We start from the raw sequence: 18386 nt of genomic DNA, 5'->3' as shown, positions 1-18386 counted from the left end.
ATAGCTCGATCGTAGTCTAAGAACTCACAGCTCCGGGTACCAGCGGAGAAAGCCGTTGATTCCCATTCAACAACTCCAGATTCAGTCGGTAGCCGACATTCCGTACAGTTTGAATCAGGCTCGGCTGTCGCGGGTCGATTTCGATTTTTTTACGCAGAGAGAGTACGTGAGTGTCGATCGTCCGGGGGTTATCAATCGCATCTGGCCACGCCCTCCGCAGCAAATCCGAGCGCGACAGCGGCACTCCTCCAGCTTGAGCGAGCACGTACAGCAGGCTAAATTCCTGCGGAGTCAGCTCAATATGTTCCTCGTACAACCTGACTCGGCGCTGCACCAAATCAATTTTCAGCAGCCCGCACTCCAGCGTCGCCGGCGGTATCATCGTGCGGTTGCGGCGCATCAGAGCTTCCACCCTCGCCATAAATTCTTGCATCCCAAAGGGTTTAGTCAGGTAATCGTCTGCCCCCGCCTTCAAACCTTCAACAATATCCGATTCCGAATTCCGCGCCGACAGCATCAAAATCAGCGACTGCTGCTGCTGTTGCAGCCAGTTGCAAAATTCCAAACCGTCCCCATCCGGCAATTGGGCATCCAGAATGACTAGGGTTGGCTGGCGGCTGAAAAATATTTCCCTAGCGTGACTGATATCCGCTGACTGGTGCACCCAGTGACCGACTTGCTGTAGATGCCAGCCCAAGAGCGATCGCAGGTGCGGATTCCCTTCAACAATTGAAATACTTGCAGATTCCACAGAGGCGAGCTTCCCATATCACTAATTGCTACAAGGTTAACAGAGCTTTTGTCAAGCTTTTGTAACCATCGCTACTCAAGCATGAGCTGCATTTAAAGCAGCGGACATACCTAGGGTAGAAATTTTAAAGATTGGGTTAATTTGGCAGGGTCAGCCTGCAGAAAGGTTAAATCATTCTGGCGATGAGCTTACAATGAAAATAAGACAGTGTAAAGCCGATCGACCCCATGCCCCAACCGCCTGCTAAAAGCGATCCCCCCGACCCAGCCCCCACTCTCAGGAGGTTGACAAATCGCGCAAGTGAAACTAGAATTCCTCCAACCGTTCGCTCGGTAGCCGGAACACTCAGCCACTTTGACCGTCAAATTCAGCCACATCCCGACTCCATTAAACGCACAGCGAATAATCTAGGTGCGCGCAAAAAGTCGAGCAACTGCATTGCAACGAGTGAAATTTTTTATGGAGGGTAGCCTGTTGAGCAGGGTAAAAACTTTTATTTAGAAATAGCCTCAAGCTGAGCCACTCAGCATCAATCGAGGCCATTCCTAAATCCCGCCGTCATTATACAAACCACAAAGGATTTCAAGCTCATACCATGCTACAAGACACCCAAACAATCCGGCACTACCAAAAACTCACCGACGCCCTCGTCGAAATGTGGAATAGAGGTTATCGCTTCGATGACCTGCGGCTTTACTTAGACGGCTATTTAGCAGCCCTGCGGCATTCCAACGGTCTGGAACCCTATCTGATTCACAGACTAGAGGAAGAAGCAGCGCGTTACATACACGACCCCTCCAATTTTGCAATGCCACAGACACAGACACAGGCTGAATCAGACTACTATTAAATAGCAAATTCGGTTTGATAAACCCTTGATGATTTGGGAATTGGGAATTGGGAATTGGGAATTGGGAATTGGGAATTGGGAATTGGGAATTTTAACTGGTTCCCTGGCTCGGCCTGGGAACCGATGTCCAGAGGCTCTGCCTCGCTTTCGGAGCCTAAAAATTCGAGGTCTAGCCGACCGCAGTGCGTTCCCCGGCTCTGCCTGGACATAAGTAATTAAGTAAATTAACTTAATTCAACGTAAAACCCTATTGCTGTTATTTCCCCGACTTCTTTAAGAAGTCGGGGATATGTTTTTTCTGTCTAATTTAAGAAGCCAAAGCCACTTCTACAACTTCTTGCAATTCGCCCTTTTGATACATCTCGATCATAATATCCGAGCCACCAATAAACTCGCCGTTGATATAAACTTGGGGAATTGTCGGCCAATTGGAATACTCTTTAACGCCTTGACGAATTTCCTGGTCTGCCAAAACATCAACAGTTTCGTAAGGTACTCCCAAAGTATTGAGAATTTGCACCACAGTATTAGAGAAACCACACTGGGGCATTAACTTATTGCCCTTCATAAACACCATGATTTTGTTTTGCTTAACCAACTCGTCAATTCTTTCATGTGCTGTTGTACTCATGGTAGCTCCTAATATTGTTTGAAAATTTTTAAACGTTGACTGAGGCAGAAACCGGGTTTTTTACGAAAATCTCTCGTTACAGCCATAGATTCCGGTTGAAAAACCCGGTTTCTTTGCTTTTTGTGCGTAAGTGTAGTAGTTGTCTCTCAACCCACTATTGACAAAAGCACAAATTTGTGATACCCACTAGGAAGTCAACCATTAAGCAACTTGATTTTTAGCTTCCCATTCTGCGGGAGTTAAGGTTTCCAAGCCCAAAGCGTGGATGGCTTCACTAGCCATTGCCTGTTTGAGAGCGCCGTAGACCAGTTGGTGCTGCTGTACTCGGCTTTTTCCTTCAAAGGCTGCAGAGACGACTCTCGCCTGGTAGTGGTCACCGCCGCCGGTCAAATCCTCAACTTGTATTTTAGCGTCGGGCAACCCTGCCTTAATCATTTCTGCTACTTGAGATGGTGTAACCATTGGTTTCTGTGATAAACGGCTGTAATTTAGATTTTAGTGGAACTATTTTTTCGATGAGCTCGGTTGACTGCTGGCAGGCCGGGGAAAGGGCGAATCCACAAAACCCAATTCCAGTAACTGCTGGTAAGCTTTCTTGCCCAAGTCGCGAGTTGGCTGCTGCGATCGAATAATCTGAATTAACAGGGGCACAGCCAGTTCCGGTTTATTTTGTGCCCGGTGTACCAACGCCAGCCGGTAGGTAGCTTCGTCGCGCATTTGGGCTGTTTCTACAGCTTTGGTGCGGTGGCTTTCGGCCAAGCGGATGTCAATTCCGGCAAAACTGCTACCCAGTTGTTGATAGAAGTTGGACAGTTGATTAAAAATTTGGCGGGATTCTTGGAGTTTTTGAGTAGCTAGTGCGTAATTTTGATTGGAAATAGCACTGCTGGCTTCTGTCATCAAACGCTGGCCTCCTTGGACGCTCAGCAGGCTGCTGTCTTGCGTCAGAGGGCGAAGATTGTTGGGGTCTGTGGGGTCGTCGGCGGGTTCGACTTGCGGTTGGTTCTCTGGCCCAGAAGGTTGTTGTGCTTGGACTTGGAGCGGTTGCAACAGGGTAAAAGCTGCGATCGCCCCGATCGTAATCCGGGCAGTGGAGCGAAGCCAGCAAACAGTTCCAGAGTATACCATGAAATTACATTGCGCCTGTGCGCTTTAAAAAAATATTTAGCTTGAGCCGATCTTACCATTGGCGATCGCAACCGGCTAAGTGTAAACCAAATTTGTTGAAATGTCAAAGGGTGCGATCGGGCAAAAGGCTCTTTAGGAAAAATTAAAGTAGAGACTTGACAGAACGTTCTCAGTATGAGAACATAGAGGTGTCGTTTAAAAAACGGTACTGGAATGAGACTAAAGTCCACAAGAAATCTTCTGAGTGCGATCGAAGCCTACGGTGATGTCCCAAGTGCGATCGCAGCCTGGTGCAAGGTCATGGAAGACAACGATTGGAAATCGCTAGAAGAGATCCGACAGGGGTATTCTAAATCGGTCGATCAAGTCTATGGATATACTATTTTTAATATTAAAGGTAAACATTATAGATTAATTGTACAAATTAACTATAGCACCGGATATGTACTTTTTAAGAAGTTTTTAACCCATGCCGAATATAGCAAAATTAACTGGAATGATGAAGATGAAGTTAAGCAAAAAATAGGTTGATATTCCCCTAAATACATCGGGAAATCCTTAGCGATTCCCTGATGTGTTCAATAACAAATCAAAAACATTAACTCCAATGGTTAAAAGCATGACACCGAGAAACAAACACCCACCTCGGAGAAACTTCAGGACAATATTCTTCCTGCTTTCTTCTTCCTTTTGTTGTCATAAAGAATTGAATGAACTATGAACATCACAATTGAAAAAATAGCTTACGGTCAACTGCTGGCGAAATCGCAGCCTAAGCCCATCCTGAACGAAGAAGATTACGATCTTGCCCTCGCAGAATTAGGATCTCTGATTTCCCAAGAAGAATTAACACTAGAAGAAGAAACTTTACTGAGTCTCTGGGGGCTGTTGATCGAAGAATACGAATCAAAATATTACCCAATTCCAGAAGCGACTCCCCAGGATGTTCTATTGCATCTCATGGAAGTTCGCGAACTCAAACAAGCCGATTTAGTGGGGGTGATTGGTTCCAAAGGAGTAGTCTCTGAGGTGGTTAATGGGAAACGGGCGATTAGCAAGGCGCAAGCTAAGGCGCTGGGAGAATTTTTTAATGTTAATCCTAGCGTGTTTATTTGAGCGTGTTTATCTGAAAAACTTGCTGATCTCGAAAAAGACTCGGCGGTTGAAACCGCTAGCAACGCGATCGCACAAACTAAGTCCGACGCAGACTGATGGAAAAGCTACCGCTGTTAGTTACAGCTTCAAACCCCGCATGGTAGAAACATCCCTAATAGTTTATAAATATGTTTGGTTAAACTGCATCAAAATCAAACAGGAACATTTCTGATGGTACAACCAAGCAAACCAACCTCCGAGACTCTCCAAAATTATCAAGGTATCGGAGTTCCCGAAGAAAGTCTGGCAGTGATTTTGCAGCGTGGCGGCGACGAATTGCTGCTGTCAAAAGCGGACGATCGCTTTACAGTCCGCCCCTCATCAACAGCATCAGCCTCAAACGATTGGGCTGCAACAACTGCGGCAAAACTTAACCGCCGCATCGGCCAAAGCAATCTCGATGAATATCTCGTTGCGCCCTCTAACCTAGAAGCAGCAATGCAAGCAGCCCGCGCCAGCGATGCCGTAGCTTTTGCCAGCCACGTCTATTGCCCCGCGAACAATCCGAGTACATTCTTTTATTTAACCGACCAAATTACGATTCAATTTGCCGAACAAGTAGACGAACAATCGCGAAAGGCGATCGCCAATGCAGCAGCTTTAAAAATAGTCCGGCCAGTTGAAGGAATTCCCAACACGTTCGTCTGCGAAGTCACAAAACAAGCAACAGAAAACCCGGTCAAAATTGCCAACCGCCTGACAAGATATCCAGAAGTTCTGGTAGCGGAACCCAACATTTTAGTAGAGACGCAGCAGCATTACACGCCCCGCGATCCGCTTTATCCCAAACAGTGGTATCTCAACAACAAAGGCGGCAACCAACTTGTCGGCGGTGCTCAAATTTATGCAGAACCAGCTTGGGACATGACTCGCGGAGTTCGAGCGATCGTAATTGCCATTGCCGACGATTCAGTTGACATCACCCACCCAGATTTTCAAGGCCAAGGCAAAATCGTCTCACCCATCGATTTCAAAGACGGCGACACTTCCCCGATGCCAGTCGCAGACTCAGACAACCACGGCACAAGTTGTGCAGGCGTCGCTGTTGCTGAAGAAAACGGCAAAGGCATTGTCGGCGTCGCCCCCGGATGCGCCCTGATGCCCATCCGTACCACGGGTTTTCTCGATGACGATTCTGTCGAAAAAATGTTTAATTGGGCGATCGAAAAAGGGGCCGCCGTCATTTCTTGCAGTTGGGGGCCTTCAGCAGTTTACTATCCCCTTTCCCTGCGCCAGAGTGCGGTCATCACCAAAGCAGCAACCCAAGGGCGGGGCGGCAGAGGCTGCGTTATTCTGTTCGCGGCGGGGAATGCCAACCGCCCAGTCAACGGTACTGTTAACGAAAAAGGCTGGCCCAACAACATCCTGGGCGGTCAAACTAGATGGCTGGCAGGATTTGCCGTTCACCCAGACGTAATTGCCGTCAGCGCTTCCACTTCCCTCAACAAAAAAGCAGCCTACAGCAATTGGGGCAGCAGCATCTCGGTTTGCGCCCCCAGCAACAACGCACCGCCGGGAACTTGGTTGCCAGAAACCGGATTTATCGGCACGCCGCCGGAGGTGACGCAGTATTTGCCCGGTTTGGGGGTGTTTACTGCCGATCGAGTCGGAGTTGCCGGCTACGATTCGGGGGACTACACGAATACCTTTGGTGGCACTTCCAGCGCCACTCCTGTAGTCGCTGGGGTTGCAGGGTTGATACTTTCGGCTAACCCCCGTTTGACGGCGCGGGAAGTGCGGGGAATTCTCGAACAAACTGCTGAAAAAATTGTCGATCCCGATCCCGATCCCCAGTTGGGCAATCGCATGGGAAATTACGATCCTAACAACGGCCGCAGCGATTGGTTTGGTTACGGGAAAGTGAATGCTTTTAAAGCTGTGCAAGCTGCGGTGAGAAAGGGCGGCGGCAATCCGAATATCGGGGGTGCGGTGTTCAGCGATATTTCTGGACATTGGGCACAGAAGTTTATTGAAGCTTTGGCTGCGGCGAATATAATTAGCGGTTTTCCTGACGGTTCTTTTAGGCCTGATGACAGTTTAAACCGCGCTCAATATGCGGCGCTGTTGGTGAGTGCGTTTAGTCCGATTCCGAGGGTGCCGGCTACAAATTTTATTGATGTTTCTGCTACTTTTTGGGCGAGAAGTGCGATCGAACGGGCAAATCGGGGGGGTTTTTTGGCGGGGTTTCCGGGGTTGAAGTTCGGCCCGAATCAGAATTTAACTAAGGCTGACGCGATCGTGTCTTTGGTTAACGGTTTGGAACTTAAGGGCGGCAATCCTGATTCTTTGAAAGTTTATATCGATCGTTCTCAAATTCCTAATTATGCTTTGAGTGCGATCGCCACAGCAACTGCTTTGAAGATTGTGGTTAATTATCCTTCCCGCGATTGGCTTTCGCCGCAGCGGGATATCACCCGCGGTGAGATTTCGGTTTTGATTTACCAGACTTTGGTGGCGGTTAATCGGGCAAAGGCGATCGATTCTCCTTACATTGTGTAGCTAAGAACAGTAAAACTGGTTCGAGCGTTCGGACTTCAGTCCTCATAAAATCCGAGGACTGAAGCCGCTATAATTCGCGGCGAGTCAAAGCACTTTGTGCGTAAGTCCTGACGAAGCGATCGCTCTTGCGATGATAGCTTTACATATCGAGTTACTTTCCCGGAAATCCAGGGTTTCAGACTGCGAATTAAAAACTTTCCGGACTATTGCAATAAGATGAGTTACAGCGGCGGAATATGAGCCAAAACTGCGCGTAGTGAATCAGAGATATTCGGTAAGCCGATTGTCAAGGTGAATGAATTTTTGTAAAGGTTTGCGCCAATCGCGAACATTACTGTGGAACAGACCTATATAATAACCAAATTACCCGTCAAGCTAAGACTTTTGATCGAAATCATTAATTAATAGAGTCTTTTCACTCATTTTCAAAATAGCCAAAAGTTTTGCGTTCGGATCTTCAAGGTGCCTCTTTTGACTGAACCTACCTTGTAAAAAGGAAAAACTCAAATGCCAAAAAGATCGTTGGAACTCTTCGGCGATGGTCGCGTATACGAAATCAAAGACGACCTAGCTATTAAAGTCACGGAAACTAATGGGCAAGTAAAAGCATTAATTGATGCTTTAAGCTTCAGTGTGGCTAAAACATATCATATTCATCCTCCAGACGAACAGCCTCCTGATGTTGTAGAAGCAAGAGGTTCAAAGCATATCAATCAAGAAGGTTTCAAGCTTCTCACTACCTTTGAAGGATGTGAACTCACTGCTTATGATGATGGCGGTGGAGTTTGGACAATTGGTTACGGACACACGGGCGATGATGTTTATCCAGAACTGACTATTAGCCAAACGCAAGCAGAAGAATTGCTGAGGGAAGATTTAGAAAAGTTTGAATCCTACGTTGAGGATGCCGTTGAAGTTGAGATCGATGACAACCAGTTTTCTGCACTGGTTTGCTTCTGTTTCAACGTGGGCCCAGGAACAGAAGGTTTTGGAGGTTCAACTCTTCTGAAGCTATTGAACAACGGGGATTATCAAGGAGCAGCCAATCAGTTTCCTGTGTGGAATAAAGTCAATGGTGAACCCTGGCCAGGGCTGACACGCAGGCGCTTGGCCGAGCAAGCTCTGTTTTTAGGAATGCCTGAAGTTCGGGTTCTCACACTTACCGAGCCAATAATGCAAGGTGAGGATGTGCGTCAAGTGCAAGAAGCCCTGATCGCGGCAGGAATAAATGTTTCAGCAGATGGCGTTTTTGGTAAAGATGCCGATCGCGCTGTGCGACAGTTTCAACAGCAAAAAGGGCTAACGGCGGATGGTGTTGTCGGTGTCCACACACGCAAAAAATTGGGACTATAAAATCGATTGTGTAACCAATTAGACTGACACAATCAAGTAATTTTCACAAGCTCTGTGGAGGGAAGGTGCGGTGTGCATCGCCTACGGATAGAGTTTATGAATCTAGGACTGACCAAATTCAAATTGATTGGATAAAACCATGAGTAACTCAAGCGACATCCTATTTAATCAACCTGTAATTATCGAAGCCTGTGAAGAATTTGTCCAACGGGATATGTTGGAAGTTAGAGGCAGTTTCCCGGGATTGCTCCAAGATGCCCCCATGTCTTCGACTGCGGTGGTCAATGGCTTATCTCAACAGTTGATTTATCAACTACAACTGATGATGCCAGATGCCTTTGTCAGTTTTGATGACCTTAATGTAGACTTGCTGGAGGCAGCTTTTCCCTACGTACAAACCCCGGCAAAAGAGGCACTTCAGAGAGCCATTCAAGATCGAGGTCAAACGATGCAGGTGAACTCTGCTTACCGCACGATCGCCCAGCAAATGTTATTGTATAACGATCGCTTCAACAACTCTAATCCTGTAGCGCCACCAGGCACCAGCAATCACCAAACAGGGCTAGCGATCGACATTGAAGATGCCAGAGGCTGGGAATCTTATTTGATGGAATATGGCTGGCATCCATTACCGGGCGATCCGCCTCACTTCGACTACATAGGCGACGGGACGATCGATCTTCGCAGTAACTCAATACTCGCATTTCAGCAGCTTTGGAATCAGAACAACCCGGATGCAAAGATTAGCGAGGATGGCGGCTTTGGCCCCCAAACCGAGGATGCACTCAATCGCTCGCCTGCTCAAGGGTTTGCTAAAGCGCCGTGGGATGACAAGCCCAGAACGTTGCGCTTGGCGATGCCCAGAATGGAAGGCTCAGATGTAATCAAGCTTCAGGAAGGCTTGAAAAAGGCTGGCGTTGTAGTTGGGGTTGATGGTGAATTTGGGCCGGCAACAGATACAGCCGTCAAGGAATTTCAGCAGAAAAAAGGTTTGAAACCCGACGGAATTGTGGCTCTCAAAACCCGCGAACAAATGGCTTGAGGTGTTAGCGCGATCGAGTTGACCAAACCTGCAACAGAACTTCCTCCGCCTTCGGTGGAAGTTCCGTTTATAGCTCAGCTTGCGGGTTTGGGCAGGGTTTGCTTCCAAGTGTCACAAATTCCAGTAGCGGTATAATTGGCAATCTTTTTGACAATTAAAGTAGCCAAGAGAGTAGCAATAGCAGGAGCAAGTCCCAGTCCAGAAATTAGAACAGGAGCTAACATCCCAGCAGCTTTAGTGTAATTCTGGCCGATGGCTTCATCCAGGATTTTCTGAGTCTGCGGATCGTTTCCCAGGGGTTTGCACATCAGATCGTAAACTAAGGGATTTACGCGATCGAACAGCCGCTGGCCAGCTTCTAGGAGCTTGGGATCGATCGATGCTCTAGCCGCCACATTCACATCAATAGAATCCAGCGAAGCTGAGTCTATTCCTCTGGTTCCAAGTCCAGCCGCATCATCCCCTATGGCTTGAGCGCGATCGCCAATTTGTGCTGCTAGCTGATCCTCATCAAGTTCCCACAAACTTTCTACAAGAACTTCAATTTCTGCCATGATTACTTGTCTCCCGACTATGGTTAACTAGAATATTGCTGATTATCCTTTGCTTGCGAAGCTGATGAGTAAAAACCCGTCAATATAGCTTAACGAATGCCTAGCTACACATCGGCAATCTTAACCATTCTTTAAAAAAGTGCGATCGTCCCATCAAACTGCTGCTAAGTATGTAACATTTAAATCGTCAGAAAGTTACTATCGAACCGGAAATAAAGCAAACACAGTTAAATTTGTTGAATAACTCAAGCAAATCAATCCCACTGGTTATGATAGCTTTACATTTTCTCACACTGTAAAGTTACTTAACGCGCAGCAAAGATTTTATTGCCAGTGGGTATACTAAGACTGAACCGTATAGAAATACAAAGATTTTTATCAGTTTAAGTAAAAGAATTCTCCTTAAGCAAACAGAAGTAAAAGCTCCCGAAAACCCGATCAATTCCCGAGTTCATGACTAACAACAACACAGTCAAAACAATTTTAATTCTGGCAGCCAATCCTACCAATACCGTTCCCCTGCGATTGGAGCAAGAAGTACGGGAAATTGAGGAAGGATTGCGGCGGGCAAATAAGCGAGATCAGTATAAATTAGAACAAAAATGGGCCGTGCGTTCCCGTGACTTTTACCGAGCTATTTTAGATTATCAACCCAACATAGTCCACTTTTGCGGACATGGTGCTGGAGCAGATGGAATTGTCCTAGAAGACGATACCGGAAAAATGGCGCTGGTGCAGACAAACGCCCTCGCCAGTATGTTTAAATTGTTTGCCAAAAAAGGTGTAGGTTGTGTAATTCTCAATGCTTGTTATTCCGAAGTACAGGCCGAGGCAATTAGCCAATACGTTAATTATGTCATTGGCATGAATCGAGCCGTGGGAGATCGAGCAGCCCTTGCCTTTGCTGTAGGGTTTTATGATGCGATCGCTGCTGGATATACGCTCGAAGAATCCTACGAGTTAGGTTGTTCGCAGATGATGAGTTTCCGAGAGCAGGAAACACCTGTTTTCAAGAAAAAGAATTTAATTGATTCTCCGATTGCTCAGGGTGTAATTGCTGTTGAAGATGTGATTCCGCCCAATCCTTACCAAGGATTATCTGCCTTTGGGCAAGAAGATGCCGACTTCTTTTTCGGACAGGAAAAATTTGTCAGTAATTTAGTAGAAGTAACGCACAAACAACCTTTGGTAGCAGTGGTTGGGCCAAGCGGCAGCGGTAAATCTTCTGTGGTATATGCGGGATTAATTCCCCAATTGCGAAAAGAGGGAAACTGGTTAATTGAATCTTTCCGTCCGGGCAAAGAACCGTTTGTGCAGTTAGCTTTTGCCTTAGTGCGACAATTAGAACCCGAAGCAGGTGAAACTCAACAACTGCGGGAAACAATGGGGCTAGCCGGTGATTTGCGAAACGGTAGAATCACTTTGCAGCAACTCGTTTCTCGCATTTTAGATCGCAACCCAGGTAAACGGTTGTTGTTAGTTGCAGACCAATTTGAGGAACTGTACACTTTTTCTCAGCTAAAAAAAGAACAGGAACATTTCGCTGATGGTTTACTAACGGCTATTGCACAAGAAAATATTACATTAGTTTTGGCTTTACGGGCTGACTTTTACGGTTATGCGCTTTCTTATCGTCCGTTGCGGGATGCGTTGCAGGAGTATACACCGCAGTTACTCAGTTCTATGAAATGGGAGGAATTACAGGCAGCAATTGAATTACCTGCCCAAAAGCTGGAAGTAGAATTTGAGGCACAATTAACCCAACGCATTCTTGATGATGTCGAGGAAGAACCGGGAAATTTGCCATTATTAGAATTTGCCGTAACTCGGTTATGGGAAAAGCAAATAAACCGAGAATTAACTCACCAAGCTTATGAGAAAATTGGCGGGGTAAAAAAAGCAATTGCCAATCATGCCGAACAGGTTTATCAAAAACTGAGTGAAACCGAGAAAAAACAGACACAGCGAATATTTGTGCAATTAGTGCGTCCGGGGGAAGGAACGGAGGATACCAGGCGCGTTGCTAGCCGTGCAGAAGTAGGGGAAGATAACTGGAATTTGGTCAGTTATTTAGCTGGATATCAAGCGCGTTTGGTAGTGACGGGACGGCAAGAACAGGAAGATACCGTAGAATTGGTGCATGAAACCCTAATTCGGCAATGGGGAAATCTCCGCGAGTGGATAAATGCTAACCGTCAGTTTCGGACTTGGCAAGAACGGCTGAAGGTGGCGTTACGCGAGTGGAAAAATAACAACCATGACTCTGGGGCAATGTTGCGGGGTGTGCCGTTGACTGTGGCGGAAGATTGGTTGCGTCAACGTGCCGATGAAATGACGCAGGAGGAGCGAGATTTTATTCAGTTTAGTGTTAAAGAACGGGATAGAGAAAGACAAAAGGAGCAACGCAGGCGGCGGCTGACAATTATTGGGCTAAGTGGCTTTTCGGCGATCGCTTTGGGTTTAGCAGGACTAGCTGGTGTTGGTTGGTGGCGTGCTGCTATCAATCAAATTAATTCTCTGGCTCAATATTCCGACGGGCTGTTAAATTTCGATGGCTCAAAAGCGCTCAAAACCAGTTTAAAAGCCGTTGTACAAATGCGACGTACACCTTGGGTAGACACTGATACCCGCACCTATGTAGAGCTGTCATTATTAAACACAGTTGCCAATGTAGCAGCACCAAATACTTTGGGCAGCCATACAGGCAAGGTTAATGCTGTCAGTTTCAGCCCCAATGGTAAGCTGCTGGCTACTGCCAGTGATGACAGGACAGTGAGACTTTGGGATGCCTCCACCGGCAAGCAAATTCAAATCCTCACTGGACATACAGACGTGGTTAATGCGGTCAGTTTCAGCCCCAATAGCAAGCTGCTGGCTACTGTCAGTAATGACAAGACAGTGAGACTTTGGGATACTTCCACCGGCAAGCAACTTAAAACCCTCAGCAGACATACAAGCGAGGTTTATCTTGTCAGTTTCAGCCCCAATGGCAAGCTGCTGGCTACTGGCGGTGATGGCGGCACCGTGAAACTGTGGGATACCTCCACCGGCAAGCAAATTCAAACCCTCAGCGATAAAGACGGAGTTAACGATTTCAGTTTCAGCCCCAATTGCAAGCTGCTGGCTACTGCCAGTTATGGCAACACTGTGAAACTATGGGATACCTCTACTGGCAAGCAAATTAAAACTCTCAGCGGTCATACAGACTGGGTTTGGACTGTCAGTTTTAGCCCCGATGGCAAGCTGCTGGCTACTGGCAGTAATGACAAGACAGTGAGACTTTGGGATACCTCCACCGGCAAACAAATTAAAACTCTCAGCGGGCATACAGACTCGGTTAGGCGGGTTAGTTTCAGCCCCGATGGCAAGCTGCTGGCTACTGCCAGTGATGACAAGACAGTGAAATTGTGGGATACCTCCACCGACAAAGAAATTAAAACTCTCAGCGGGCATACAGGCGCGGTTATAGATTTCGGTTTTAGCCCCGATGGCAAGTTGCTAGCCACTGGCAGTAATGACAAGACAGTGAAACTGTGGGATACCTCCACCGGCAAACAAATCAAAACCCTCAGCGGGCATACAGACTCGGTTATGGGTGTCAGTTTTAGCCCCGATGGCAAGTTGCTGGCGACTCGCAGCGATGACAAGACAGTGAAATTGTGGGATATCACCGGCAAGCAAATTAAAACCCTCAGCGGGCATAAAGACAGAGTTTGGGATGTCAGTTTTAGCCCCAATAGCAAGTTGCTGGTCACTGGCAGCGATGACAACACCGTGAAACTGTGGGATACCTCCACCAACAAAGAAATTAAAACCCTCAGCGGACATAAAAACAAAGTTAATGCGGTCAGTTTCAGCCCCGATGACAAGCTGCTGGCTACTGCCAGTGATGACAAGACAGTGAAACTGTGGGATACCTCCACCGGCAAACAAATTAAAACCCTCAGCGGCCTTACAGGCAAGGTTTTGGGGGTCAGTTTCAGCCCCGATGGCAAGCTGCTGGTCACTGGCAGTGATAACGAGACTGTGAAACTGTGGGATACCTCCACCGGTAAGGAAATTAAAACTCTCAGCGGACATACAGACTTGTTTAGGGGTGTCAGTTTTAGCCCCGATGGCAAGCTGCTGGCAACTCGCAGTAGTGACAAGACAGTGAAACTGTGGGATACCTCCACTGGTAAAGAAACTAAAACTCTCAGCGGACATACAGACTCGGTTAGGCGTGTCAGTTTCAGCCCCAATGGCAAGCTGCTGGCCACTGGCAGTCTTGACGGGACAGTGAAACTGTGGGATACCTCCACTGGCAAAGAAATTAAAACTCTCAGCGGGCTTACAGACTTAGTTAGCGGTGTCAGTTTTAGCCCCGATGGCAAGTTGCTGGCGACTCGCAGCGATGACAAGACAGTGAAATTGTGGGATACCTCCACTGGTAAGGAAATTAAAACCCTCAGCGGTCATACAGGCATAGTTTTTGCGGTCAGTTTCAGCCCTGATGGCAAGCTGCTGGCTACTGGCAGTTTTGACAAGACAGTGAAACTGTGGGATACCTCCACTGGCAAAGAAATTAAAACTCTCAGCGGGCTTACAGCCACGGTTTGGCGGGTCAGTTTCAGCCCCGATGGCAAGCTGCTGGTCACTGGCAGTCTGGACAGTAAAGTGAAACTGTGGCAGTTAGATTTTAATTATTCACTCAAGGAAGGATGCAATTTCATAGACAATTACCTCATACCTAATCCTTATGACGCAGATGCCCTGGAAATAAAACAAGATTTATGTAAAAAGCTTTGATAATTTTAGATGGAGAACTGCATAAAAACCCCGATTCACTCCTAGATAAAAATAAAACCTTTCCCAAACCCCTTACCCACCAACAACCATGACTAACCAAACCCCCAATTTCCACGCCCTCCTCATCGGTATCAATTTCTACTTCCCCCACCGTTTACCAGAAGGTAACTACTACAAAAACTTGCGGGGATGCGTGCGGGATATTAACAACGTCGAAACTTATTTAAAAGACACCTTCAACCTCACACCAGACCAAATTATCAAACTCACCGCGACTGCTTCCGACAATCCCAACCAACCCCAAGAACCGCCAGAACTCTTACCCACCTATGAAAATATCGTCGCCAAATTCAAAGAACTAACCGCCAAAGCCCAACCTCAAGACCGAGTATATATTCACTACTCCGGTCACGGCGGACGGGCGAAAACAATTTTTGAAGATGTCAAGGGTTCTATGGGTTTAGATGAAGCCTTAGTTCCCACCGATATCGGTCAACCTAATTCCCGCTATTTACGCGACTTAGAATTTGCTAAACTTCTCGAAGAAATGGTGGAAAAAGAGTTAGTTGTAACTCTGGTACTTGATAGCTGTCATTCCGGTGGCGCAACCAGAGAAATGGAAACAGAAGAATTGAGTGTACGCGGTGGCGGTTTTATTGACAAAACTTCCCGACCAACTGATAGTTTAGTTGCACCACTGCAAGAATTAGCACAAAATTGGGAAAGTTTAACCGAACATAGCCGCAATATTACCGTTGTCAGTGGTTTATTACCAGAACCAAAAGGTTATACTTTAATAGCAGCTTGTCGCGATAATGAATTGGCTTTTGAAGGAGTTTTTGAAGGAACGGAACGCAACGGCGCTTTAAGTTATTTTTTACTAAAAGCTTTGCGACAATTTGGCACTGATTTTACTGTAGAAGACCTATTTAATCGCATTTATAATCTAGTTCACAATAAGTTTGCCCGACAAACACCTATGTTGATTGGTGAGACAAATCGCAATTTCTTTAGCGTTCAATCCGTCTCCTTTACCTCTGGCGTATCCCCTATGCGTAACGTACCTGTTCCCCGCGCTATCCGCACCGTACCAGTGATGCAAGTAGATGTTCCCCAAAACCAAGTGCAATTGCAAATCGGTGAAGCTAGCAGTATTAAAGAAGGAGCAGAATTTGATATTTTTAAATTCAGAACGAAGGATTTTGAAGATGACAACCACCGCATTGCCACAGTTAAAGTAGTAGAATTGGGAGCATCTGACTGTTGGGCAGAACCAATAGAACTACACAACGAATTTAGAACCAGAGAACTCTATCCTAAATTAAAAGAAGGAATAATTGAAATAGGTTCACCTGCTGTTTATTTAACTCCAGGGTTAAAACAAATTCGCAAAGTTCGGGTTATTTTGCCTGACCCGCTACCGCAATCTTCGCGTGTAAATGTACAATTAATTCCAGACATCCTCAAGCAAACAAAAGTGCCAGGTCATCTCTGGATAGAATTCTGTTCAGAGGAAGAAAAAGATGAGAATGTCGATTATTTTGTTTCTCTAAATTCAGCAGGCGAATATTTGATTTTAGATGCTCAAAAGCAACCGATCAAAAATCTGCTGTTTCCCATTAATATCGATGAACCTGAAGCCACCAAAAAGTTAATTAATCGCTTAATCCATGTTGGCAGATATGAAACTATTTTGGATTTGGATAATGAAGATGCTTTTGCTACTTTAAATGGCAAACTTAAAGTTGAAGTGGTTAAATCAGTCAAACGGCAACCTGTAGTTTTGAATGCTGATGGTAAAGTACCTGTATTGGAAGAAAAGGAAAAAGGCGTTGATTTAATAATCCGTAATGAATCTAATCGAACTTTAAATATTGTTGCCTTAAACTTTGATGCTGATTTTAGCATTTCCCAATTCTATCCCGACGGTGCTAGTTATGAGGTGGTAGAACCAGGACAAAACATAAGAAGAGAACTCAAACTCTCATTGCCACAAAATTATGAGGAAGCAGGAAATGTAATTAAAGTATTTGCAACAGTAAATGGAACCAATTTTCAATTCTTGGAATTGCCAGCGTTAGACCAATCTCGCAAAGGGTTTGGTAATCAAGAACCTACCAATGCGTTGGAACAATTATTGGCGGCGGTTGTGGATGAAGATAACCCTCAGCGAAAGATTACAGTTGTCACTAATGCGAGTGAAGAATGGACGACGGAAAAAGTGGAAGTGGTGGTGAAAAAAATTTAGTGCGCCCATCTTGCTGGCTGGCTGTTTTTGCCTAAGTCCTATTTCAATATGCTTGGGTTAAGACAGTCCGATCGGCTTTCAGGATGTGAAAAATAGATACTGGAATTGCTCTCATGTCGAGCAATGACAGGCTTTCGCTAAGCCAAACGTATTGCGTTATAGACCCGCATTGCTATGCCCCGTGAGGGTTGCGATACTCTCGACGCAGTTTCGGCTCAGTTATCTAACCACTGGAGCGATCGATGTTAAACTGTATTAAAGTTGAAAAGAGGTCAATGATGTTCTGACGAGTCCTGATAGACATACCGTTGATGAGTGCATAAGATAGCAGAAGTAGAACCTATCTAAATTATTGAAGGCATTTACTCAGGAAAAATCCGATTGAGGATAAATTTCCTGCATAACAGAATAGACATTTCAAAAGTTGTATTAACACTTTACCCGAAAAGAAGGTACCAGAAATGACAGAAGAATCGACCCAGGAAAATACCGACAAGAACTCAAATTGTCAACCGAATAAAAATTTTCATGAAGCTGGTGAAAACCCGGCTTCTGAATCTGGTACTGTCCCCCCGAAAGTTCACGACACACCGACACCGACACCGACACCGACACCGACACCGACACCGACACCGACACCGACACCGACACCGACACCGACACCGAAATGGAAACCATCACCTAATGAGGCATCTGGGCCCGGGAGTGATATTTTTCCCGGGCCTTTTCCTACTCCTCATTCTCCTCATCCGTCTCCTACTCCTACTCGTCCGTAACCGGAAAAAATTAATTACATAAATATTCTTGACTAGGCGAGATTTTCAGGTATATTTTATGTAATTAATTCTGTCCAAATACTTACTCTTAATAATCATTAATCTTTTATTTATTTGTGGTGGAGCTAATCAGAACACATCTGTTTATCCTTTTGTCTCACTGTCGGGTTGGTTCTGAGATAATCGCTGATCCAGTTGCACCCTAATGCCATCAGCCGATCGACATCCCAAGTCCACAGTTTGATGGTCTTGTCCTCGCTAGCAGAAGCCAATGTTAAGCCATCGGGACTAAATGCGAGGCTGAGGACCAGACTGCTATGCCCGGTGAGGGTTTTGAGCTCTTTTCCGGCTTGCAGATTCCACAGTTTGATTGTCTTGTCATAGCTACCAGAAGCCAATGTTAAGCCGTCGGGACTTATGGCGACGCTATTGACCGAACTGCTATGCCCAGTGAGGGTTTTGATTTCTGTTTGGGTTTGCAGGTTCCACAGTTTGATGGTGTTGTCATCGCTAGCAGAAGCCAATGTTAAGCCATCGGGACTTATGGCGACGCTATTGACCGAACTGCTATGCCCAGTGAGGGTTTTGATTTCTGTTTGGGTTTGCAGGTT

At 46.1% G+C, this 18386-nt stretch carries 15 protein-coding genes and 1 pseudogene; 10 read left to right on the top strand and 6 right to left on the bottom strand.

Going from position 1 to position 18386, the window contains the following annotated elements:
- Positions 1 to 16 precede the first annotated feature (16 nt).
- Positions 17 to 751 carry a response regulator transcription factor gene (locus tag QUA33_RS01840; protein WP_333146017.1) on the bottom strand — a complete coding sequence of 245 codons (735 nt, stop codon included), beginning with the start codon at positions 749 to 751 and terminating at the stop codon, positions 17 to 19.
- A 595-nt stretch (positions 752 to 1346) separates the two neighbouring features.
- Between QUA33_RS01840 and QUA33_RS01835 the strand changes: the two genes are divergently transcribed.
- The gene (locus QUA33_RS01835; RefSeq protein WP_333146016.1) at positions 1347 to 1601 is read left to right on the top strand and encodes a DUF6761 family protein; all 255 of its coding nucleotides are present in this window, start codon (positions 1347 to 1349) and stop codon (positions 1599 to 1601) included.
- A gap of 307 nt (positions 1602 to 1908) precedes the next feature.
- Here the strand turns inward: QUA33_RS01835 and grxD are convergent, their stop codons facing one another.
- The 3 genes from grxD to QUA33_RS01820 all read right to left on the bottom strand — a co-directional run bounded on the left by grxD (position 1909) and on the right by QUA33_RS01820 (position 3360).
- Entirely contained in the window at positions 1909 to 2232 is a 324-nt protein-coding gene (grxD, locus tag QUA33_RS01830; protein ID WP_333146014.1) for a Grx4 family monothiol glutaredoxin, read from the bottom strand.
- A gap of 201 nt (positions 2233 to 2433) precedes the next feature.
- On the bottom strand, positions 2434 to 2694 hold the full coding sequence (locus tag QUA33_RS01825) for a BolA family transcriptional regulator (RefSeq protein ID WP_333146012.1): 261 nt from the start codon (positions 2692 to 2694) through the stop codon (positions 2434 to 2436).
- A 42-nt stretch (positions 2695 to 2736) separates the two neighbouring features.
- On the bottom strand, positions 2737 to 3360 hold the full coding sequence (locus tag QUA33_RS01820; RefSeq protein ID WP_333146010.1) for a hypothetical protein: 624 nt from the start codon (positions 3358 to 3360) through the stop codon (positions 2737 to 2739).
- Positions 3361 to 3573: 213 nt separating this feature from the next.
- On the opposite strand from QUA33_RS01820, the gene QUA33_RS01815 reads away from it, so the two are divergent.
- The 6 genes from QUA33_RS01815 (at position 3574) to QUA33_RS01790 (ending at position 9409) form a co-directional block, all read left to right on the top strand.
- Positions 3574 to 3891, top strand: a complete 318-nt coding sequence (locus tag QUA33_RS01815) for a type II toxin-antitoxin system HigB family toxin (protein ID WP_333146008.1) — start codon at positions 3574 to 3576, stop codon at positions 3889 to 3891.
- 186 nt (positions 3892 to 4077) lie between these two features.
- On the top strand, positions 4078 to 4476 hold the full coding sequence (locus QUA33_RS01810) for a transcriptional regulator (protein WP_333146006.1): 399 nt from the start codon (positions 4078 to 4080) through the stop codon (positions 4474 to 4476).
- Positions 4451 to 4687, top strand: a complete 237-nt coding sequence (locus QUA33_RS01805) for a hypothetical protein (protein ID WP_333097125.1) — start codon at positions 4451 to 4453, stop codon at positions 4685 to 4687. Before QUA33_RS01810 ends, QUA33_RS01805 begins: the two co-directional genes overlap by 26 nt.
- On the top strand, positions 4687 to 7014 hold the full coding sequence (locus QUA33_RS01800) for a S8 family serine peptidase (RefSeq protein WP_333146004.1): 2328 nt from the start codon (positions 4687 to 4689) through the stop codon (positions 7012 to 7014). The genes QUA33_RS01805 and QUA33_RS01800 overlap by 1 nt, the downstream gene beginning before the upstream one ends.
- 507 nt (positions 7015 to 7521) lie before the next feature.
- Positions 7522 to 8367 carry a glycoside hydrolase family protein gene (locus QUA33_RS01795; protein WP_333146002.1) on the top strand — a complete coding sequence of 282 codons (846 nt, stop codon included), beginning with the start codon at positions 7522 to 7524 and terminating at the stop codon, positions 8365 to 8367.
- Between the two features lie 139 nt (positions 8368 to 8506).
- Complete coding sequence (locus QUA33_RS01790; RefSeq protein WP_333146000.1) at positions 8507 to 9409, top strand: peptidoglycan-binding protein; 903 nt, start codon at positions 8507 to 8509, stop codon at positions 9407 to 9409.
- Between the two features lie 74 nt (positions 9410 to 9483).
- Here the strand turns inward: QUA33_RS01790 and QUA33_RS01785 are convergent, their stop codons facing one another.
- Positions 9484 to 9963 carry a hypothetical protein gene (locus QUA33_RS01785; RefSeq protein WP_333145999.1) on the bottom strand — a complete coding sequence of 160 codons (480 nt, stop codon included), beginning with the start codon at positions 9961 to 9963 and terminating at the stop codon, positions 9484 to 9486.
- Positions 9964 to 10416: 453 nt separating this feature from the next.
- Between QUA33_RS01785 and QUA33_RS01780 the strand changes: the two genes are divergently transcribed.
- The 3 genes from QUA33_RS01780 to QUA33_RS01770 all read left to right on the top strand — a co-directional run bounded on the left by QUA33_RS01780 (position 10417) and on the right by QUA33_RS01770 (position 17775).
- On the top strand, positions 10417 to 14751 hold the full coding sequence (locus tag QUA33_RS01780; RefSeq protein ID WP_333145997.1) for an nSTAND1 domain-containing NTPase: 4335 nt from the start codon (positions 10417 to 10419) through the stop codon (positions 14749 to 14751).
- Between the two features lie 88 nt (positions 14752 to 14839).
- Entirely contained in the window at positions 14840 to 16999 is a 2160-nt protein-coding gene (locus QUA33_RS01775; protein WP_333145995.1) for a caspase family protein, read from the top strand.
- Between the two features lie 461 nt (positions 17000 to 17460).
- The gene (locus tag QUA33_RS01770) at positions 17461 to 17775 is read left to right on the top strand and encodes a hypothetical protein (protein WP_333145993.1); all 315 of its coding nucleotides are present in this window, start codon (positions 17461 to 17463) and stop codon (positions 17773 to 17775) included.
- Between the two features lie 125 nt (positions 17776 to 17900).
- On the opposite strand, the pseudogene QUA33_RS01765 reads toward QUA33_RS01770, so the two are convergent.
- Positions 17901 to 18386, bottom strand: a pseudogene (locus QUA33_RS01765) (WD40 repeat domain-containing protein); the annotation flags it as partial.

Origin of the sequence: Microcoleus sp. Pol14D4 (assembly GCF_036701245.1) — a bacterium.
Lineage (GTDB): Bacteria > Cyanobacteriota > Cyanobacteriia > Cyanobacteriales > Microcoleaceae > Microcoleus.
Note: the sequence above shows the minus strand (reverse complement) of the source record. Positions and strands in the feature narration are given on the sequence as shown.